This is a genomic window from Arthrobacter sp. 01N444 (assembly GCF_056399305.1).
The window spans coordinates 21,964-42,014 of the sequence record NZ_JBFTRB010000009.1; the positions used below are offsets into that span (position 1 = coordinate 21,964).

Here is a 20,051-nt window from a genome sequence, read left to right on the forward strand (position 1 = left end):
GCGGGCTGATTGTCAGACTGGTTGCTTGCCGGTCCGGCTGCTCACCAGGGCGGCCGAGACCTCCCTGTTGACGGCGGGCATGATCTCCGTGGCCAGCAGTTCAATCGACCGGGCCGTCTCGGCAAAGGGTAGGCCGCCCAGTCCGATCTGGGCCAGGTATCGCGAGTTCCCCAGAGTCTGGTGGATCTCCAGGAGCTTCTCGGTGATCTGCTGCGGGCTCCCCACCAGCAACCCGCCGCCGGGCTCGGTCCAGGAATCGAAGGTGGATCGGGGGAAGTGGTCTACGGGTCGCGGCATGTTTTGTTCGAAGTAGGCCCGGTAGTAGGGGTAGAACGTGTCGCGCGCCTGCTGTGACGTCGGCGCCGCGTAGAAGTGACCGCCGGCCCCCACCGGCAGCGCGCCGGCATCGTGGCCGGCCTCGGCAGCGCTCTCGCGGTAGAGCTCAACAAGGCGGCGGAAGCGGGCCGGCCCTGACAGCAGGGCGATGAAAAGAGGAAGCCCGAGCCTGCCCGCCCGGGAAAAACTGGCCGGGGTGCCACCGACGCCCACCCAGACTGGCAGCTTCGCCTGCACCGGGCGCGGGGCGATGTCCATGTCCGGGATGCTCTGAGTCAGTCTTCCGGCCCACTGCACTGTGGAGTTGTCCCGGGCGTTGTCCCGCAGTTCCAGCAGCAGGCGCAGCTTCTCATCAAACAGGGCGTCGTAGTCGTCGAGCTTGTGGCCGAACAATGGATACGACTCCACGAACGCGCCGCGGCCCGCAATGATCTCGGCCCGGCCGTCGGAGATCAGGTCCAGAGTGGCGAACTGTTCAAAGAGCCGCACGGGGTCCTGGGTGGAGAGCACAGTCACGGCCGTGCCCAGCCGGAGATTGGATGTTTCCCGGGCGATCGCGGCGAGGACGACTTCCGGGGTCGAGAGGGCAAAGTCGCGCCGATGATGCTCCCCCAACCCCAGGAACCCGAGGCCCGCCTGATCGGCCAGCTTGGCGAGTTCGATGATCTCTTTTAGCCGCTGCTGCGGGGACAGCGCGATGCCGGTGCTGCTATCGCGGGTGAGCTCGCCGAAAGTGAAGATACCAAAGTCCATATTTATTGAACATTCAATCATTTGAATTCATTCCTGGCCCCACCCGGCAGCATCAAAACCGGCGGGCATATGAGGCCGCGTTTACATTCCTGAAACATGCCGGTCACGCGAACTTCACGCCGTCGCGATTCCCGTAACGTGCCCGCAACTTTTCGCCTCACTGCCGGAAACATGGCTCCGCGAGGATTAAATCCGGATCGGGGGGCCGGCGGCGACGTGTCCCGGTACGAAAGACTGACGAGAAGGGACCCGCCGGTGGAGCTCACTGCTGGAAGCGTCTGGATGATTGTGTCGGCAGCGATGGTTCTGCTGATGACCCCGGCCCTGGGCCTGTTTTACGGCGGGATGACCCGGGCCAAGGCCTCGCTCAACATGATGATGATGAGCTTCGTCTCGGTGGGGATCGTGGGCGTGGTGTGGGTCCTCTGGGGCTACTCGATGAGCACCGGGCAAGGTGTCCTCGGCGTGTTCGGCAACCCGTTCGCGAGCTTCGGCCTGAGCAGCCTCATCGGTTCGCCGGACCTGATCAAGGCCGGCTACAGCGCCACTTTTGCCATCCTCACCGTGGCCCTCATCAGCGGCGCCATCGCGGACCGCGCGAAGTTCACCTCCTGGGCCCTCTTCGTCCCCATCTGGATCACCCTCGTGTACTGCCCCCTGGCCTTCATGGTCTGGGGCGGAGGCCTCATGAGTGCCGGCGGCGCGGTAAGTGCCGTCTTCGGCCAGGTCATCGACTTCGCCGGCGGCACCGTAGTGGAAATCGCGTCCGGAACCGCGGCGCTGGTCCTGGTCCTGATCCTGGGCAACCGGCACGGCTTCGGCAAGGACCCCGGCCACCGCCCCCACAACATCCCCTTCATTATGCTCGGCGCGGGCATCCTGTGGTTCGGCTGGTTCGGCTTCAACGCCGGCGCCGCCACCACAGTGGAGCAGGCCGGCCTGATCTGGGTGAACACCCTGGCCGCCCCTGCCGCAGCCATGATCAGCTGGCTGGTGACGGAGAAGGTCCGCCACGGCCACCACACCTCCTTGGGCGCGGCGTCCGGCGCCGTCGCCGGCCTGGTGGCGATCACGCCGTCGTGCGCCAACATCAGCCCGCTCGCCGCTCTGGGCCTTGGCTTCGTGGCCGGTGCGGCCTGCGCTGTGTTCGTGGATCTGAAATTCAAGTTTGGCTTCGATGACTCGCTCGACGTCGTCGGCGTCCACCTCGGCGGCGGCCTGATCGGCACGCTCGCCCTCGGTTTCATTGCGCTCCCGGTGGACGGTGCCGGCGGCGGGCTGTTCTACGGCGGCGGGCTCCGCCAGGTCATCGCCCAGGCCGTGGCCGTCCTCATCACAGTGGCCGCGTCCGGCCTCGGGACCGCGGTGATCGGACTCGCCATCCACAAGACGCTGGGTTTCCGGGTCAGCCGCGAGGACGAACTCGCCGGAGTCGACCGGTCCGAACACGCCGAGACCGCGTATGCCTTTGCCGAGCTCGGTTTCAGCCGGTTCAACCCGTTCGGCCACCACACCGGTGCGGCCCACGCCGCGACGCCTGCCCACGCCGCGACGTCGGCCCACGCGGCCGGCCGGGCACCGGAAAATGCCTCCGCACGCGCAAAGGAAGACAGCCTCGTCTGAGCCGGCCGCTGGGGCCGGCTCAAGTTTTTCCAAAGGGCCCGGGTGTAAGACGCGGTCGGAGGCTTAAGATATGGGCGGGGGGCACTCGAATTAGCGAACTCGCTTAATGGGAGGCCACGATGTTCAGCCAAGCCAGCCGCAAGGCATCAAAACCGAAGCTAACATCGGTGGCGCGGACCCCGCGCAGACACCGGCGCAGCTCCCTTCCCAGACCGGACACATTTTGGTTCGGGCGCGGGCTGGCCTCGCTGGCGGCATTTGCCCTGGCGGCGGGCGGCGGCCTGGTGGCGGCAGCTCCTTCGAACGCCGCCAACCCGGCACAAAACTACATCGTGGTGCTCAAGGACGGCGTCGTGGACGCCGGAGCGGCGGCGGCCGCCCAGCAAAGCGCCTACGGATTCACGGCATCGAAGGTCTACCGCAACGCTGTGAACGGCTACTCTGCCACCCTGACGGCGGCCCAGGCGCAACGCGTCAAGGCCGACCCCAACGTCGACTTCGTCACGGCAGGCCGGACCTTCCAGCAACCGCGGGATCTTGGAACCGCGGCCACCCAGGAGACGCCGTTTTGGCGCAAGCGGATCGCCGGAACCAGCTCAGACGTCCGGAAGGCCCTCGACCGGGGGCCAAGCCGGATCAACGTCAACGTAGCGGTGATCGACAGCGGCATCGATGCGACCCACCCGGACCTGAACGTCAAGGGCGGCGTCGACTGCCAGTCCGGCTCGCCCGTCGATGTGACCCCCGTTGACGTCCTGGGGCACGGAACATTCGTCGCGGGCGTGATCGGCGCCCGGAACAACCGCCTGGGCGTCATCGGGACCGCCCCGGGCACTCCGCTGTGGTCTGTCCGGGTGGTTGACGACAACGGCCTGATCTCCGAGCAAAGCCTGATCTGCGCGATTGACTGGGTGACCTCGACGCGCAAGGACCATGACGACAGCAACGACATCGCCGTGGCCAACATCAGCATCGCCGGCGGCGCCGCGGACACGCCCAACTGCGGCAAGGGCACGGACCCAATGCACTACGCCATCTGCCGCTCGGTCCGGGCCGGTGTCACCTATGCCGTCGCGGCCGGCAACGCCGGTGAGGACTTCGCCAACACAGTGCCGGCCACGTACGACCAAGTACTGACCGCCACCGCCATGGGCGATTTCGACGGAAAGTCCGGCGGGGATGCCGCCCCGATCTGCGGCCCTGACGACTTTTCGAAGTACGGGCAAAAGGATGACCAGCCTGCATTCTTCTCCAACTTCGCCACCACGAGTGACGACAAGGCCCACACGGTCGCCGGACCCGGTGTGTGCATGCTCTCCACCTGGCCCGGAGGCTACAACGTAAGCAACGGCACCAGCTTCGCCAGCCCGGCCGTGGCAGGGTCCGTGGCCCTCTGTATCAGCCAGAAGGCCTGCACGGGCTCAGCCGAGCACGTCATGGAGCAGTACCTGGACCTGACAAAGTCGTACTCGAAGCGGCACCACGACTACGGCTTCGGCGGCGATCCCATCCACCCAATCGGGGGACAGTACTACGGATACCTGACCCAGACGGTGAGCTTCTGACGCTGCGGCGGTGAGGAATCCGGCGGCGCAAGTCGCCGTGCCAGCGGCCCTCGGCGAGTCTCAGCCGGGGGCCCAGCCGCGTCTCAGCCCAACAGCTGGTTTCAGCCCAGCAGCCGGCGCTCATAGGCGAAGGCCACCAGTTGGAGCCGGGTCCCGAGGCCCAGCTTGCCCAGCACGCTCCTGAGGTGCGTCTTGACCGTCGCCTCGGACACGAACAGGCTTCCGGCGATCTCACCGTTGGCCAGCCCCTTGGCCGCGAGCAGGAAGACGTCCCGTTCCCGGACAGACAGCACCTCCAGCGCGGACAGGTCCGGTCCCCCGGCCGGCACGGTCCGGGCGGCATGCTGGAACAAATCCTGCACTGATCCCGGCGCAATCACGGAGTACCCGGAGTACACCGTCCGGATCGCGGCGAGCAGGAACTCCGGTTCGGCGCTCTTGAGCAGGTAGCCGCTGGCCCCGGCGTGCACGGCGTCAACCACAGCCTGGTCCCGGTTGAAGGTGGTCAGGGCGATGATCTTCGGCGCGCCGGTGCCTGCGGCCTCCGCCTGCCGCACGATCCGCCGTGTGGCGCCGACGCCGTCAAGGACCGGCATGCGCAGGTCCATTAGCATCACGTCGGGGCACCGTTCGACGGCGAATGCCGCCGCCTGCGCGCCGTCGCCGGCTTCCCAGGCCATCGCCATGTCCGGCTGGCTCTCCACCAGCATCCGGATTCCCGCACGGAACAGGGCCTGGTCATCGACAATCGCCACGGTAATGGCCGCCCCGGCATCAGCCACGGTCGCCGGCTTCGGCCAGCGGCATTCCCGGGCGCGCTGCAGGGCTTCCCGCGGGAACCAGGTCCGGCTCCGCGCTGGCTGCGGCAGCATCGGCGTCGGCCGTCCTTGTGCCGTAGGGGATAAAGACTGTCACCCGGTACTGCTCGCCATCCGGGCCGGACGTCATCCAGCCTCCTGCGAGGTGGGCGCGTTCCCGCATCCCGGCGAGGCCGCGGCCCACCCGCGTTTCGGCGGCGGGGTCCGGGCTGTCCCTGCCTGTGGTCTCCGGGATCCCGGACGCTGCATGCAGGGTCAGCCCCGGGCCGCTCCAGTCCAGGTGCAGCCGCACCGCGGTGCCGCGGCCGCCGTGTTTCAGTGCGTTGGTCAGGCATTCCTGGATGATCCGGAACACGGCGAGCTGCTGCCCGGCGGAGAGCTCGGCGGGCGTGCCGGACTCGCTTTGTTCGATCTCGAGGCTGCCCTGCATGCGCGCCACTAGGGGCCCGACGTCGCTGAGCCGGGGCTGGGGCGTGACCATGCCGTCGTCGTGCACCCCCTCGATGACGCGCTGCGCGTCCACCAGGGCGCTCCGGGCCGACGTCGCGATGTTCTCCAGGGCGTTTAGCACTGCCCTCGGCTGGTCCTTGCTCAGGTAGCGGGTGCCATCCGCCTGCGCCGCGATCACGGCGAGTGAGTGGGCCAGGACGTCGTGCAGGTCCCGGCCGATCCGGGTCCGTTCCTGCTCCACGATCAGGTCCACCTCGGCTTCCCTGAGGCTGGTCTGGGCGATGGTCCTGGCCTGGAACAGGCTGCCGCGTTCCTGGTACATCGCCAGCAGAAGTCCGACGGCGGCGCAGGCTGCCGCGATCACCAGCAGCAGCGAAAAGAGTTGCCAGCCGTAGGCTTGAAAGGTCCACCGGTCGCCCATGTACAGCGGAAGGAACCAGCCGACGCCGTTGCCGTAGCGCCAGGACAGCATCAGGAAGGCCATGGCGCCGGCGAACACCACGTTGGCGGCCGCCGCGATGAAGCGTGTCCTTCGCCGGGCCGTCCATTGGATGAAAGCCAGGGACACGAACGCCCCGAGGTAGATGGCCCAGTGGTTGGCGTGCATCGCGGGAATGGCGTACCCCAGTTGGCCCGCGAGCAGCCCTGCCGTGAATCCAAGCGACGCGTAGGGCTTCCAGGCGGCGCAGGCAATCGCTGCCGTCATGAGGATCAGCGGCCACGTCCCCTCCCAGGTGTGGAGGCCGGGGCCCATCCGCCCGGCCTCGGCCACGCACCACAACGTGAAGAAGAGAACGGCCGCCGCGGGGGCGCCCCAATGCCGCAAAACTTTCAGTAGTGGTTCCATGCTGTCACCCTATCCACGGCGGCTGTCACAGGCAGGTCACATCCGGCCGCGCTCCACCTTGGGGCCAGAAGATTCATCTTTCGAGCCAGCCCTCCGTCGATAGCGGGCGTAGTATGGCGGCCATGACCAAGGCAGCGGTTGAGGTCACAGCTCCCGCCGAAGCGGTGCCGTACTCCGTGCTGGACAGCGTGTTCTTCGTGGTGGGCGGCGTTGCGGCTGTGTGGCTGACCGCGCTGCTGGTGCAGTTGAGCTTCGAATGGGGCTGGGCGCAGGTCTGGTTCCTCTTCATCTTCTGGGCCCTGCTCGCCTATCTGGTGCTTCCCCGTCTGCACCGGATCCTGACCCGGCTCTACGTTCCGGACTACTTCATCGGCCGGGCGCGCACCAGCGACGGGCTGCTGGGCGATCCCGTGAACATCGCCCTGCTTGGATCGGAACCGCAGATCCATGGCGTGATGCGGTCCGCGGGCTGGACGAGGGCCGATGACGTGACCCTGGCCAGCAGCCGGCGGATCGTCTCCTCCACCCTCCTGCGCCGCAGCTATCTCGAGGCCCCGGTCAGTCCGCTGTTCCTGTTCGGCCGCCAGCAGGATTTTGCCTACCAGCAGGAAGTCGACGGCACCCCGGGCAAACGGCACCACGTCCGCTTCTGGCGGTGCCCGCCCGGCTGGCTGCTGCCGGGCGGGCTGGCCGTCGACTGGTTGGCGGCCGGCACGTATGACCGCAGCGTCGGGCTGTCCCTGTTTACCCTGCAGATCACCCACAAGATCGATGAGAACACCGACGCCGAACGCGACCATGTGGTCGGCGCCATTACCGGGGCCGATCCCGCGGCCGGGCTCAGGGTGATCCGTGATTTTTCCACCGGCTATCACGCGCGCAACGGCGGGGGCGACACCATCACCACCGACGGCAATCTCCCCATCGTCGATCTCAGGCAGACCGTCGCGGAGCCGACCGCTGCGGGCTCGCTTGGGAGCGACACGCCCCCGGGCGAGGGCCGCGCCAGGCGTCCTTCGACCACGATTGTCGGGGCGATCTTCGTCGGTGCCCGCGCGGCGGCGGCCGCGCTGCTGGCCCTGTCCCTGGTGCTCTTCAAGGACGCGCACGTCGGCTCACTGGTGCAGCCCGTAGCCGGCCCGGCGGTCACGGAGGCCCAGGCGGAATTGGCCGTCAGCGCCGCAACGGTGGTTGTCCTGCTCTTTGCCGTGGCCGAGATCCTGCTGGCGTGGTTCGTGTTCCTCGGCCGAAACTGGGCCCGGACGGTGGCCATGGCACTGAGCACGGCCGCCATCTGCTTCCAGGCCGTCGATGTTTTCCACGGCGGCCCGGACATCACCCTGAAGTCCAATCTCCCCGGCCTGACCCTGGACATCCTGTTGCTTCTGGCGCTCTCCAGCAAGCGGTCCCGCGACTATGCCCTGCGCCCCCGCAAGGTAATCAACCGGGATTCCAGCCGTCCCGGCGGCCGGACGCCCGTCTGAATCCGCAGGATCAACGGGCCCTTGACAGCCCTCTCGCAGCGGGAGCTAGATGTTCAAATAGCCAGCAATCCACCGCAGGAGCAGCTAAGGAGCGGACATGAGCGACGACTCACAGGCGCCGGAGCGCCACCACAGCGAGACCCCGGCCGAAGGTGATGCAACGGCTGAACCCTTCGACGACCGCGCCCATTCCCAGGACGCGGCAGAAGGCCCGGACACCGACGACGAACCGGGCCCCACGGCCTAGCCTCCCTAGGCGCCAGCCTCTCTACGATCGAATTCGCCGGAACCCTGCGGGCTCGCCGGAACTTTCCGGCGAGCGGGGAGGCTTCCGGCGATTTGGACTCGCCTGCCCCGACCGGTGTCCTGTCGGTCCCCGGCGCACACAGTCCTTAACAGGCGAAATATCTTCGCTTGCCCGGCTGTTGCTCCGGCATGACAACTATCGGAATCATCGGTGCAGGACACATTGGCAGCCAGATCGCCCGCAAGGCCGTGGAGGTCGGCTACGACGTCGTGATCAGCAACTCGCGCGGGCCGGAAACCCTGACGGAGCTCGTCGCGGAACTGGGGCCCAGGGCCCGGGCCGCAACGCCGGCCGAGGCGGCCGCAGCCGGCGACTTCGCCGTCGTCACCGTGCCGCTCAGGAGCCTCCCGGACGTCCCCGTGGAACCGCTGGCCGGCAAGATCGTCCTCGACACCAACAACTACTACTGGGAACGCGACGGGCATATCCCGGCCCTGGATGCCGGCGAGGCCACCACGTCCGGCCTGTTGCAGGAGCACCTTCCCCAGTCGAAGGTGGCCAAAGCCTTCAACCACATCATGTACTCCCAGATCACCACGGACGGGACGCCGGCCGGCACCCCGAACCGCCGGGCCCTGGCCACGGCGAGCGATTTCCCGGAGGCGGCCGAGCTGGTGACCAGGCTCTACGACGAATTCGGCTTCGACACCGTCAACATGGGCCCGCTCGCCGAAAGCTGGCGCACGGAACGGGACCGCCCGGCCTACGTGATCCGGCAGAACGCGGCCGAGCTCACAGAGAACCTGGCCAAGGCTCCGCGCACCATCTGACCCGTCCTGCCCCGGGCGCGCGAATTCGCCGGAAGCCTGCGAGGTCGCCGGACTTTTCCGGCGGGCTCGCAGCCTTCCGGCGAATCCGGGCGGCAGCGCGCGGCTACGCCACCGCAGGACCCGGGAAGCCCTGAAGGGGGACGACTCCCGGATGGTCATTCCCCTATGCGCTTTGCTGGGCTCCGGACCCTGCGTCCCGGAACTCTGACGGACGCGACGACGACGGCGGCCGAACCTCCCGCCGTCGGGGTCCGCTGGCCGCGTCACCTGTCGCGGGCGGGCGCGTCCTTCCCGAACCATGCACTGACCAGCAGCCACACGGACCACACGAGGATGAGGACAATCCCAGCGAGTGTAGGAATGGAGTTGGCCGGAGAGAAGCCTTCGGCGCCGACGATCCAGCCCTGCGCGAGGTAGGCGAGCCCGGACAGCGCCATAAGGTAGCCGATCAGCCGGGAGACGCGGCGCGCCCCGACAACCACGACACCGGTCAGGACCAGGGCCACGCCCAGCACAAAGCTCTGGTAACTGCGCATGCCCCACTCCAGCCAACGGATACCCTCGGCCGTCGCAAACCGCGCAGCTTTCTCCGGCTCCGGAGCCGCAACCCAGGCGTCCACTGCGTGCTTGAGGGCAACGCCGTCGACGGCTTGGAGCGCGGCGTAAACTGCCAGCGCGGCGACCGCAGCGACAGCACCGAAGCAGGCCGTCCAGGCCATGGCCCCGTCCGGTGCTTTCAAGACCACCAGCAGGACCAGCAGCCCGGAGATGAGAAGCGCCATGCCGGCGAACTGGCCGAGGTGGACCGCCGTCCAAATACCGCTGCGGGCGTACTCCGCGAACGTCGCCGGGTGGTCATTTGCGCTGGCCGTATCGGCATGGAGCAACCCGGCGACCACGGACAGCGCGAAGCCGGCAAACGCCAGGGTGGCGGCCAGGCGAAGCGGTGCACGGTCTGATGCCGGGCGCCCAGACCCGGCCGAAGCCGCCGGCCGCGGATTATGATCAGTGCCGTATTTCTTCATGGCATCGCCCGTTTCGTGCCGACGCGCGGGTGCGCGAAGTGCGCGCCTAAGCGCAGGCTACGCCGATTGCGTCCCCGGAGCCACGGGCCTTTGACCGGCATGTGGCGGCGGCACGTGTGACCCGGCGGGACCGCCCGTTAATCTGGACACCGCCGCACCCACTAGGACTGCGCTCGTCCGTGGCCCAACCGCGCAGCGAAGCGCGCGACCGCGTCTTCCGGAGTTGGCGCGGGGCCGAAGAGTTCTGCCTGGCGGCTGGTGTTGGCCACGTAGCGGCCGGTTTCGAACCACGCCGCCATGGCTCCCATGTCGCTCATGCGCGAGCCGGACTTTCCCGAAATCTTGCCTATCCTGAGGAGCAGTCCGGTGGGAAGGGAGAGCACCCTAATTTTCTTGTTCGCCAGCCGCGACGCCAGTTCAGCGCCTTCCCGCATGCTGATGGGGCGCGTCCAGCCGATTTCGATGCGTTCGCCGTCGGCGATGTCGGCGTCGACGGCTTCGGCGAGGTAGGTTGCGAGGTCGCTGGTCAGAACGAACGTCAGGGGGACGCTCTTTGAGCCGAGCCAGATGATGCGGCCCTTCTCGAACGGGTCACCGCCGAGCCGGGCAATCTGGTCGAAAAATGCTCCGGGGCGCAGCGCGACGAACGGGACGTTGAGTTCTTCGAGCTTGTCCTCGGCGAGCTTCTTGTGCCAGAAATGCGGCACACCGGGTGTCTGGTCACTCGTGAGGATGCTGGTGAGCACGAAGCGCGGCACCCCGGTTTTGCTGGCGGCGATGGCGAGATTGGCGTTGCCACGCGTGTCGATCTCGTGGGCGTTCTTGTTCTTCCCGGTGTACCCGGCCGCCGTCGTGATCACAGCGGCGGCGCCGGTCATCGCGGCGACGAGCGAATCGAGGTCGAGCATGTCGCCGCGGGCTATCTCGACGCCCTTGGCCTCGAGTTTGCCCGCGTCCGAGCTCGGGCGGACAAGCGCCCGCACCTTCTTGCCCCGGTCAAGAAGCCGGTCGACGACCTGCCCACCGAGCGATCCCGTTGCACCGACCACCAGCACGGGTTCCTGTTCAGACATTGTTATCTCCTAAATGTTATCTCTGCGGCAGTTGCGAAGGGCCGGCCCCCGGGTAATGAGCCGAAGGAGTTCGACGGCGCCCGTAGCCTGTGAGCGTTTAGTTCGGCGGCGCCTGGCCCGCCCCGCTCCACAGCCGCCGCCACCAGGGCCGCTTCGGCTCCGGCTCCGGAGGGGCGATGGCGGCCGCGGCAGCCCGGCGACCCCGCCAGCGGTCCAGTTCGGCGTCGACGTCCCGCGTTTTGGTGATCACGGGCGGCCCGCCCTGGAGCTGCCGCCGGGCATCGATGACCCGGGCATTGAAGTCCTCCACGATCTCGCGGACCTGCTTTTCGCTGAACTGGGCATCGAGCCGCGCGTCGAGCTCGGCGTCCTCGGTGCGGAGCAGGATCGCCTTCGGGCCCAGACCGGAGATGTTCTCCCGCTGGATCAGGCCCTTGACCCACCAGTCGGGGTCGTACGCCTCGCCCAGCCCGGGAATGGGTTTGCCGGCGTACTTGAGGTTGTCGAACTTGCCCTGCGCCATGGCATCCCGGATCAGGTACTCGGCCTTGGCGGCGTCGTCGATCTTGGCGCGCTTTTGCCGGAGTTCCTCCTCGGCGGCGTTGAGCTCGTCGTTCTCCTGCGCCGTGCTGCCCGAGGCCCGCACGGCCCGGAGTTCCGCGGCACGCTCCACCCGGCGCCGGAAAGCGCTGTTGGAACCACTGACCCCGCTGCTCATCAGTCACCACCGTCCTCGCCTGTCGGAATCGCGGATCTGCCTTCCAGTATGAGGAACAGCGGGGCGGCGGCAAAAGGTCCGCGCGGCGGCGAACCGCGACGATGGCAACCCGCCCCCTCGCCGAGACGGGATCCTTACACTCCCGTAACCCGGCGTTAACCCACCCGTGCGAAGCTGGGGACTTCGGATAAAACTAAGCATCCTTCCCATCTTTTCTGCACAGCAGATCCCGAGGAGTTGCAGCCGTGAACAGCCAAAACCAGAGCGCGTCCGGAAGCCCCCTACAAACCAGCCGCGAGGAAGCGCCAGAGGATCAGAGCAGCACGCACGTCACGCATGTCCGCGAAGACGTGGCCATGGCGGGCCGGTGCGCCAACGTCCACCTGCCCACCGGGCGCACGTGCACGTTGCCCAAGCGCCACCCCGGCTCGTGCAATTTCGTCGGGCCCGAGGACGCGGAGCACGTTGCAAAGCAATAGATCAAAGCAGTAGGACGAAGCGCACGCCCTCCGCAGTTTTGCGCAAGGATTCCGGCGGCTCCGGTCACTGGTGCCATGCCGCGGCTACGCTGATCGGACATTGAGCACCGGATCTAGCTGAGGGAGATCACGTGCCTCGAGAGAACCTGCGTGAAGATCTGCGGCAGCGCGCCGAGAACGTATCGGCTCAAGGGCTGTCCGCCGGAACCACATCCGCCGCGCCGCGGCCCGTACCACTGGACGCCACAGCCCTGACCCGGGCCGGCATTGCCGGCTGGGCCGCCCGGCTCGGACCTCCCGGAGCGGAAGCACCCCGGTCCCGGAGGCTGGCCCATGTGGGCGGTATCGCGGCCATCGCCGCCCTGGTCCTCTACGTGACGTGGCGCGTCCTGTTCACGATGCCGTCGGGGGAATGGAACCTGGCCATCGCCTGGATCCTGGTTACCTTCGAGGCCTTGCCGCTGGCCGGCCTCATCCTGAAGGCGTGGTCCGTGTGGAACATTGACAGCCATCCGCCGGCGCCCGTGACGGAGGCCCCGAACGGCATGCGGGTGGCGGTGCTGATCCCCACGTACAACGAGCCCATCGAGGTTCTGACGCCCACGGTCGCGGCGGCCTGCGAGCTGGCCCCGGCGCATGAGACGTGGGTCCTCGACGACGGCGACCGGCCTTGGGTCAAAGAAATGTGCGTCGCCTACGGCGCCCGGTATGTCCGACGGGCCGTCCACGACCACGCCAAGGCCGGCAACATGAACCACGCCTTGGGCCTGATGGCCTCGGAGAAGGCCGCCGGCGGCCCCGGCATCGACATCATCGCCGTCCTGGACTGCGACCACGTCCCGCTGCCCACGTTCCTCAGCGCCACCCTGGGCTGGTTCGAAGACCCCGGGATCGCACTGATCCAGGGTCCGCAGTCGTTCTACAACGGCGGCGCGTTCGACGACGACGGCATCACGGGTGAGCAGGGCACCTTCTTCAACGTCCTCATGGCGTCCCGCAACGTACCCGGCGCCGGACCCTTCTGGTGCGGGTCGACGTCGTTGTTGCGTCTGAGCGCCCTGCAGGAGGTGGGCGGCGTGGCGACCGAGACCATCACCGAGGACATGCACACCACGCTCAAACTCATCCGGCGCGGCTGGCGGACCGTCTACCACCACCAGACGCTCGCCGTCGGGCTCGCGCCGGCGACGCCGGACCAGTACTTGCTGCAGCGCCGGCGCTGGGGCATGGGTGCCATGCAGATCCTCGTCCACGAGAAGCTGTGGGCGGCGAAGGGGTGGCTGTCGTGGCGGAATTACCACGAGTACCTCAACGGCACGCTGTGGTGGCTGGAGGGCATCGCCACGCTGGTGGCCTTCCTGATTCCGGTGGTGATCATGCTGTCCGGGGCGCAGACCTCCACTGCCGGGCCGCTGCTTTTCACCGGGGTCTTCCTGGTCATGTTCACCGTGCGCCTGTGGGGGTCCAAGCAGCTGATGCGCAACGAAATCCACTGGCCCACGGCCTTCGCCCTGCGGATTTTCCGCGTCCCGGTCGGCCTGGCGTGCCTCTGGTGGCTCATGTCCCGGAACATCCTGGAGTTCCAGGTGACGCCCAAGGGCGCCGCCGACCTCCGGCTCCGGGGCCGGACGCCGCGCATCCTGATCGTGATGGTTGTCCTGATCACCGCGGTGATTCTGTATGCGGCGGCCGGGTTGGCCGGGCTGGTGCCCTGGCGCACGACGCCCGGTTCCACGGTGGCGTCCGGTGCCTGGCTGGTGCTCGCCGGCGCGGTCCTGGTGCTCGGGACGCGCAGGATCCGGGCCGCCGAATTCGCCACATCCCGCCGCAACGCCTACCGGATGGAGGTGTCCTCGCCGGTCGAGGCCGAGGGCACCAGCGGAGAGCTGCTGGACATTTCGGTCGGCGGCGCCGCAGTCCGCTTCCCGCACGGCACGCTGCCGGCTTCGGGGTCCGTCATGCTCCGGTTGCCGGAGGCCGCGCCGGTCCGGCTGCAGGTCATCCGCACCACCGGGCAACCCGACGGCACCGAGATCGCGTCCCTGCGGGCGGCCGACGACGACTGGGCCACCTACCGTGCGCTCTCGTTGTGGATCTTCCACACGCCCGCAGGGGCGCTGCCCGATTTCCCGCCCGGCGTCCCGGCCGCGGCGTCGCTGCGGGGGCGCTGAGGGCTGGAGGCCGGTGGTCCCGCCCGCTCATTCCCCCTCGAGGCAGAGGATGAACCCGGGAAACACATGCCGGCCGGGGCGTCCGCCCACCTCGTCGATGGCCCGGCGGATCTGCCGGAGCTGCTCGACGGTCATCTGCAGCGGTGGTTCGTCGGGCTGGTAGGTGGTGAAGATCGGATAGTCGACGCCGGGCTGCTGCGACATTTCGATGTGGCAGCCCAGGACATGGGTGACGGGGTGGGTGGCGCAGAACCCGATCAGCCGGTCGATGGTGCTCACAAACGCTGGCCAGTCCTGGATGTAGAGCCGGCCGGGATAGACCGTGTCACCGGTGAGCAGGAACCCGGTGTGGGGATCGTAGAACGTCACGGCCGCGTTGTGGTGCCCCGGGCTGGGCCAGCATGCCAGGACGCGCCCGCCGAGGTCCACCTGCGCCGGCTGAACGGCGTCGCCGCCGGCGTCCGGGTCGCCGGCGTCCAGGGCACCCGCGGCAGTGAATCCGAAAAATTCCCAGGCATTGTCCCGGGCCGCGTCCACCAGAACGGTGTCGGGACGGCCCGCGAACTGGGCATCGCCCGCGACATGATCGCCATGCGGGTGGGTGTGGAGGACAAGGAGACCGTAGCCGTCGCGGGGATGGGCGGCAAGCCAGGCCTCCACAAGTCCGTCGACAACGCGGCGCAGCGGGAAGAAGTCCGCGGATGCGGTCGCGCCGGTATCGATGAGGACGGCCCGCGCGTTGCCGAACAGCAGGAACATGAACGGCGCCTCGTAGTTGACCGCCATGTTCTGGCGCAGGATGAACGTGTGCCCGTCGTAGGCGTGGACCTGGATGTCCGGGTCCGTATTGTGCTTCGCCGATTCCGAGCCGTGGATCCAGGCCGCCTCCAGGTCTCCCGACCGGGCGCGGCCTGCGGTGAAGTCGATCAGGTCCGGGGGCGTCTCCATGGGTTCTCCTAGGGGCGTCAGCGCCAGTGGCGGCGGGTGCGGCGGACGTCGGGTTCCGCAATGACGCACCAACACTCCATGATGACCGGTCCCCCTCCGGTCCTCAATCCCCGTCGGTCGCTCCGTAGATGCCCTTTTGACGAGTGATTACGGCACCTACGGAGCAATCGATGGGGCCCCGCAGCTCCGCAGACCTCGCCTTGGTCCACAGACCTAAAACGGGCCGCGTAATTTAGGAGCTTTTCCATACTTTCGGCGATGTCTGCTGGATAGGCTGAGGTGTCCGGACAAAGCCGTCCGGGCGGGTGCCGATCTCAGAAAGAAGCCCATGGCCGCAGCTACAGTGGACGACATCCTCGCGGATCTTCCGCTGGGTTTCGCCAGCCTGATGCTTCGGCCGTCCCGCACGGATGCTGCGATCGAACGCTTTCTGATCGTCGACGCTGACGACGAGACCGCCGACGGCGCGACTGCGTTCGTCCTGCTGATCGGCGTTCGCGGACGCTCCGCGTTGCCCGCAGTGCGGCGCCTCTTGAAACGCCCGCCCCTGGTCCTGGCCGTCAAGGGCAGCCCCGACGAACTGGCGGAAGCCGAAGAGCTGCTACGCGCCGCCGGAACCGGGCTGCTGCTGGTGGACCCGGCGGCAGACTGGGACCGATTGCTGTCCATCGCTAAGGACCGAATCCAGCCGCCCAGCTACCAGCGCGAAGTGCTGACCCTGCTCGAAGAAGACCTCTTCGCCATCGCCCAGACCACGGCCCGCCTGACCTCCAGCCACGTGGTGATCGAGGACGCCGCCAACAAGGTCCTGGCTTACTCCACGGTCACCAACGCCATTGACGAACTGCGAAAGGCCTCGATTCTGGCCCGGCGCGGCCCGCGCAAATACGAACTCCTCCTCAAGGACCTCGGCGCCTACCGCGAGCTGCACCGGACGCGCCTGCCGGTCCGGGTTCCCGCCCGGCCCCAGGACGGCCTGCGGGAGCGCGTCGCCATCAGCCTGTTCGCCGGCGACCGCATCATGGGCTACATCTGGCTCCAGGAAACCGGCGGCGGCTTCGGCGACGACGTCGACTATGTGCTCACCGGCTCGGCCGCGCGGGCCTCCGCCGAGCTGATCCGGTACCGCAACCAGCAATCCGTGCACATGCGCGAGGACCGGATCGTGCGCCTCCTTTCGGGTCCCGCCGAGGCTGCGGCGAGCGCGCACAGCGAGAAAATCCCTCCGGACCGCCCCGCGGCCCTGATCCTGATTGGCCTCTCGGCGTCCGAAGCCCAGGAGAACGACGCCGCACTCAAACACGGCGAGCTGGCCAACCTCGCTTCAATCCATGCAGCCGCCTACAAGCCCTCAGCCATCGTGGGACAGTTTCACGGCGACACCGCCGTGATCCTTCCCGGGCTGCAGTCCGCCAACGCCGGGGCCGGTCTGCGGAGTCTGGCCGAGGCAATCGTCAAGGACGCCAACAAGCACCTCGGCATCAGCCCCTTTGCCGCCGTCGGCCCCGCTGTTCCCGATCTGCTATCAATCCATTCCGTGACCGGAATATGCGAAGCGCTGCTGGGCTGCATGCGCCGCTCGGGCGAAGTTTCGGTTGCCACGGTGGACGACTTCGAAGCCGAGATCCTCTTCCACGACGCCGTGGAGAACTTTACGACGGCGGCCTTTCGGCACCGCAGCCTCTGGGCCCTGCTCCGCGACGACGCGGAACTGGCCGTAACCCTGCGTGCCTTCTTCGACGCGTCACTCGACGTGGCCGAGTGCGCGAAGCGGATGCAGCTGCATAAGAACACCGTCTACTACCGGATCGGCAAGGTCAGCCGGGTCACCGGCCTGGACTTCGGCAATCCCCGCCATGCACTGGTCGCGCTGCTGCATGTTCAGGAGTGGTCCGGCACGCAGAAGGAGCATGTGGGCAAGAAATGATGACAACACTTGATTCGCCGCCGCTTGCCTTATTACTGGATGACATTGTCCGCGGCCACCGGCCCCGGACGGAAGCGGGGTCAGTCCCCGCAAACATTCCCCACCTGCAGTCCCCGCCGTTCGACCGTTTCGGCATCGCGGTTGCCACGACGTCCGGGGAACTATTCAGTTCCGGCGACGCCGATCTTCCGTTCTCAATCCAGAGCATCTCCAAGGTCTTCACCCTGGCGATGGCGCTCAGCGCCGATAACTCCGGCTCGTTGTGGTCCAGGGTCCTTCGCGAGCCTTCAGGGACGCCCTTCAACTCTTTGGTCCAGCTTGAAGTCGAGCACGGGATCCCACGGAACCCCTTCATCAACTCGGGCGCCCTGGTGGTCACCGACCATCTGATGGAAAGAACTCCCGACGCCGCCGCCCAGGTCCTGCGTTTCCTCACCGGCCAGGTGGGACACCAGAATGGAAGACAGGGCCCTTTCATCGACGAGATCGCCGCAAAGAGTGAACTCTCCAGCAGCAGCCGCAACCTGGCCCTCGCCCACTTCCTGAAGGAATTCGGCAACCTGCGGCAGCCCGCAGAGGCAGTGGTCGAGAACTACGTCAGGCAGTGCTCAATCATGATGACCTGCGCGGAGGTGGCCAAGGCGGGTCTATTCCTCGCGCAGGATGGTCGTGGAGTACAAGGCGCGGTGATCTCCAGGAGCGAGGCTAAGCGCATCGGTTCCATCATGCTGACCTGCGGCATGTATGACGCAGCCGGCGAGTTCGCCTACCGCGTGGGACTTCCCGGGAAAAGCGGTGTAGGCGGCGGCATCCTGGCGATTGTCCCCGGCCAGTGCGCCATCTGCGTCTGGAGCCCGCGGCTGGATTCCAAAGGAAATTCCCTGGCAGGCACGGCGGCTCTCGCTGACCTGTCCGACCGGACCGGGTGGTCGATTTTCTGATCTGACGCCCGGCTGTCCCCACAATCTCCCTCCAGAACCCCATTTAGATCTCTGACAGATCGAAAGGAACACCCATGCCCAACAACCCCAATGACGAGGTTGGCTTGTACCAGGCCGATGGCGGCCACGCCCACGCTTCGGATGCCCTGATCCACGCGGAGGACTCGGGCTATCACAAGAGCCTGAAGCCCCGGCAGATCCAGATGATCGCGATCGGCGGGGCCATCGGGACAGGCCTGTTCCTGGGTGCCGGCGGCCGGCTCAACGCGGCAGGCCCGTCACTGGTCATCGCCTACGCAGTCTGCGGCTTCTTCGCGTTCCTGATCCTGCGCGCCCTGGGTGAACTGGTGCTGCACCGGCCCTCGTCAGGATCGTTCGTGTCCTACGCCCGCGAATTCTACGGAGAGAAAGCCGCGTTCATCTCCGGCTGGTTCTATTGGATCAACTGGGCCACCACCACCATCGTGGACATCACCGCCGCGGCCCTTTACATGAACTTCTTCGGCAAATACATCCCCTGGATGGGGGCCGTACCGCAGTGGGCGTGGGCGCTGATCGCCCTCGTCGTGGTCCTTTGCCTCAACCTCGTCTCCGTCAAGGTGTTCGGCGAGCTCGAGTTCTGGTTCGCCCTGATCAAGGTCGCGGCCCTGGTCGCATTCCTGTTGGTCGGCACCTACTTCGTCATGTTCGGCACGCCCGTGGAAGGCCAGGAAGTCGGATTCAGCCTCATCACCGACAATGGCGGCCTCTTCCCCAACGGCCTGCTGCCCATGATCATCCTTATGCAGGGCGTGCTGTTCGCCTACGCCTCGATCGAACTGATCGGTACCGCCGCCGGCGAAACCGAAAACCCCGAAAAAATCATGCCCAAGGCCATCAACTCCGTGGTCTTCCGGATCGCCGTCTTCTACGTCGGCTCGGTCATTCTGCTCGCCCTGCTGCTGCCCTACACCTCGTATGAAAAAGGCGTCAGCCCGTTTGTGACGTTCTTCGGATCCATCGGTATCCAGGGCGTGGACGTCATCATGAACCTCGTGGTCCTCACGGCCGCCCTGTCCTCGCTGAACGCCGGTCTCTACTCCACCGGCCGCATCCTGCGTTCCATGTCAGTGGCCGGATCGGCCCCGAAGTTCGCCCAGCGGATGAACAAGGCCGGTGTCCCCTACGGCGGCATCGCTATCACCGCCGGCGTCTCCCTCCTCGGGGTCCCGCTGAACTACCTGGTCCCCGGCCAGGCTTTCGAGATCGTCCTGAACGTCGCCGCCGTAGGCATCGTCGTCACTTGGGCCACCATTGTGCTCTGCCAGATCCAGCTCAAACGGTGGGCAGACAAAGGCTGGCTTGAGCGCCCCAGTTTCCGGATGTTCGGCGCCCCCTACACCGGTTACCTCTCCCTGGTATTCCTGCTCGGCGTCCTCGTCATGGTCTTCATCGATTCCCCGCTCACATTGCTGGTGACCCTGGTGGCCTGCGCGCTGATGGTAGGCGGCTGGTACGCCTGCCGGAAACAAATCCACGACATCGCCGAAACCCGCGACGGCTTCACGGGCGCCGCGCCTGTGCTGGCCAACCGGACCCCAATCCGCTAATCGAACGTCCCAGTGCCGACCAATCCCGCAACCCGGCACCCAACGCGAAAGCCTTCATGAAGCCACGAAACCCGCTGAGTCCCGGCCGCCCTAGCGCTCTGCAGGAGCGCCACCCGCCAGACGCGCACAAAGGCAAGCCGCCGGCGTCGACCGACAGTTGCGAGGACGGCTGCTTCTTCTGCACCGGACCGGAAACAGACTAGCCACCGTTCCGCTGGATTCAGTGG

Annotated in this window: 17 protein-coding genes; 10 read left to right on the forward strand and 7 right to left on the reverse strand. The window is 67.1% G+C overall.

Annotated elements, in window-relative coordinates:
• Positions 1–12: 12 nt before the first annotated feature.
• Positions 13–1,089 (reverse strand): LLM class flavin-dependent oxidoreductase, encoded by a 1,077-nt coding sequence (locus tag AC1DKN_RS12035; RefSeq protein WP_476871369.1) that lies wholly within the window; start codon positions 1,087–1,089, stop codon positions 13–15.
• 255 nt (positions 1,090–1,344) lie between these two features.
• Here AC1DKN_RS12035 and AC1DKN_RS12040 point away from each other — a divergent pair, with 255 nt between their 5' ends.
• Positions 1,345–2,712: an ammonium transporter gene (locus AC1DKN_RS12040; protein WP_476871370.1), complete on the forward strand. Its 1,368-nt coding sequence runs from the start codon at positions 1,345–1,347 to the stop codon at positions 2,710–2,712.
• A gap of 119 nt (positions 2,713–2,831) precedes the next feature.
• Positions 2,832–4,277, forward strand: coding sequence for a S8 family peptidase (locus AC1DKN_RS12045; RefSeq protein ID WP_476871371.1), 1,446 nt, complete (start codon positions 2,832–2,834; stop codon positions 4,275–4,277).
• A gap of 101 nt (positions 4,278–4,378) precedes the next feature.
• Here the strand turns inward: AC1DKN_RS12045 and AC1DKN_RS12050 are convergent, their stop codons facing one another.
• Positions 4,379–5,059: a response regulator gene (locus AC1DKN_RS12050; protein WP_476851746.1), complete on the reverse strand. Its 681-nt coding sequence runs from the start codon at positions 5,057–5,059 to the stop codon at positions 4,379–4,381.
• A complete protein-coding gene (locus AC1DKN_RS12055; RefSeq protein WP_476871372.1) occupies positions 5,052–6,392 on the reverse strand; it encodes a sensor histidine kinase in 1,341 nt (446 codons plus the stop codon). Before AC1DKN_RS12055 ends, AC1DKN_RS12050 begins: the two co-directional genes overlap by 8 nt.
• A gap of 122 nt (positions 6,393–6,514) precedes the next feature.
• Between AC1DKN_RS12055 and AC1DKN_RS12060 the strand changes: the two genes are divergently transcribed.
• The 3 genes from AC1DKN_RS12060 (at position 6,515) to AC1DKN_RS12070 (ending at position 8,953) form a co-directional block, all read left to right on the forward strand.
• The gene (locus tag AC1DKN_RS12060) at positions 6,515–7,876 is read left to right on the forward strand and encodes an LssY C-terminal domain-containing protein (RefSeq protein ID WP_476871373.1); all 1,362 of its coding nucleotides are present in this window, start codon (positions 6,515–6,517) and stop codon (positions 7,874–7,876) included.
• A gap of 97 nt (positions 7,877–7,973) precedes the next feature.
• Positions 7,974–8,123: a hypothetical protein gene (locus AC1DKN_RS12065; protein WP_164468554.1), complete on the forward strand. Its 150-nt coding sequence runs from the start codon at positions 7,974–7,976 to the stop codon at positions 8,121–8,123.
• A gap of 188 nt (positions 8,124–8,311) precedes the next feature.
• Positions 8,312–8,953: an NADPH-dependent F420 reductase gene (locus AC1DKN_RS12070; RefSeq protein WP_476871374.1), complete on the forward strand. Its 642-nt coding sequence runs from the start codon at positions 8,312–8,314 to the stop codon at positions 8,951–8,953.
• 263 nt (positions 8,954–9,216) lie between these two features.
• On the opposite strand, the gene AC1DKN_RS12075 is transcribed toward AC1DKN_RS12070, so the two are convergent.
• The 3 genes from AC1DKN_RS12075 to AC1DKN_RS12085 all read right to left on the reverse strand — a co-directional run bounded on the left by AC1DKN_RS12075 (position 9,217) and on the right by AC1DKN_RS12085 (position 11,769).
• The gene (locus AC1DKN_RS12075; RefSeq protein WP_476871375.1) at positions 9,217–9,978 is read right to left on the reverse strand and encodes a DUF4386 family protein; all 762 of its coding nucleotides are present in this window, start codon (positions 9,976–9,978) and stop codon (positions 9,217–9,219) included.
• 161 nt (positions 9,979–10,139) lie between these two features.
• Positions 10,140–11,051 carry an SDR family oxidoreductase gene (locus AC1DKN_RS12080; protein WP_476859912.1) on the reverse strand — a complete coding sequence of 304 codons (912 nt, stop codon included), beginning with the start codon at positions 11,049–11,051 and terminating at the stop codon, positions 10,140–10,142.
• Positions 11,052–11,148: 97 nt separating this feature from the next.
• Positions 11,149–11,769, reverse strand: coding sequence for a DnaJ family domain-containing protein (locus tag AC1DKN_RS12085; protein WP_476871376.1), 621 nt, complete (start codon positions 11,767–11,769; stop codon positions 11,149–11,151).
• A gap of 245 nt (positions 11,770–12,014) precedes the next feature.
• Here AC1DKN_RS12085 and AC1DKN_RS12090 point away from each other — a divergent pair, with 245 nt between their 5' ends.
• Entirely contained in the window at positions 12,015–12,248 is a 234-nt protein-coding gene (locus AC1DKN_RS12090) for a hypothetical protein (protein WP_028276090.1), read from the forward strand.
• Positions 12,249–12,379: 131 nt separating this feature from the next.
• A complete protein-coding gene (locus AC1DKN_RS12095) occupies positions 12,380–14,419 on the forward strand; it encodes a glycosyltransferase family 2 protein (protein WP_476871377.1) in 2,040 nt (679 codons plus the stop codon).
• A 27-nt stretch (positions 14,420–14,446) separates the two neighbouring features.
• Here AC1DKN_RS12095 and AC1DKN_RS12100 read toward each other — a convergent pair whose 3' ends face one another.
• Complete coding sequence (locus AC1DKN_RS12100; protein WP_476871378.1) at positions 14,447–15,367, reverse strand: MBL fold metallo-hydrolase; 921 nt, start codon at positions 15,365–15,367, stop codon at positions 14,447–14,449.
• Between the two features lie 328 nt (positions 15,368–15,695).
• On the opposite strand from AC1DKN_RS12100, the gene AC1DKN_RS12105 reads away from it, so the two are divergent.
• The 3 genes from AC1DKN_RS12105 to AC1DKN_RS12115 all read left to right on the forward strand — a co-directional run bounded on the left by AC1DKN_RS12105 (position 15,696) and on the right by AC1DKN_RS12115 (position 19,824).
• A complete protein-coding gene (locus tag AC1DKN_RS12105) occupies positions 15,696–17,294 on the forward strand; it encodes a PucR family transcriptional regulator (protein WP_476871379.1) in 1,599 nt (532 codons plus the stop codon).
• Complete coding sequence (locus AC1DKN_RS12110; RefSeq protein ID WP_476871380.1) at positions 17,291–18,235, forward strand: glutaminase; 945 nt, start codon at positions 17,291–17,293, stop codon at positions 18,233–18,235. Before AC1DKN_RS12105 ends, AC1DKN_RS12110 begins: the two co-directional genes overlap by 4 nt.
• Positions 18,236–18,309: 74 nt before the next feature.
• Positions 18,310–19,824, forward strand: a complete 1,515-nt coding sequence (locus AC1DKN_RS12115; RefSeq protein ID WP_476851757.1) for an amino acid permease — start codon at positions 18,310–18,312, stop codon at positions 19,822–19,824.
• The last annotated feature ends 227 nt before the right edge of the window (positions 19,825–20,051 follow it).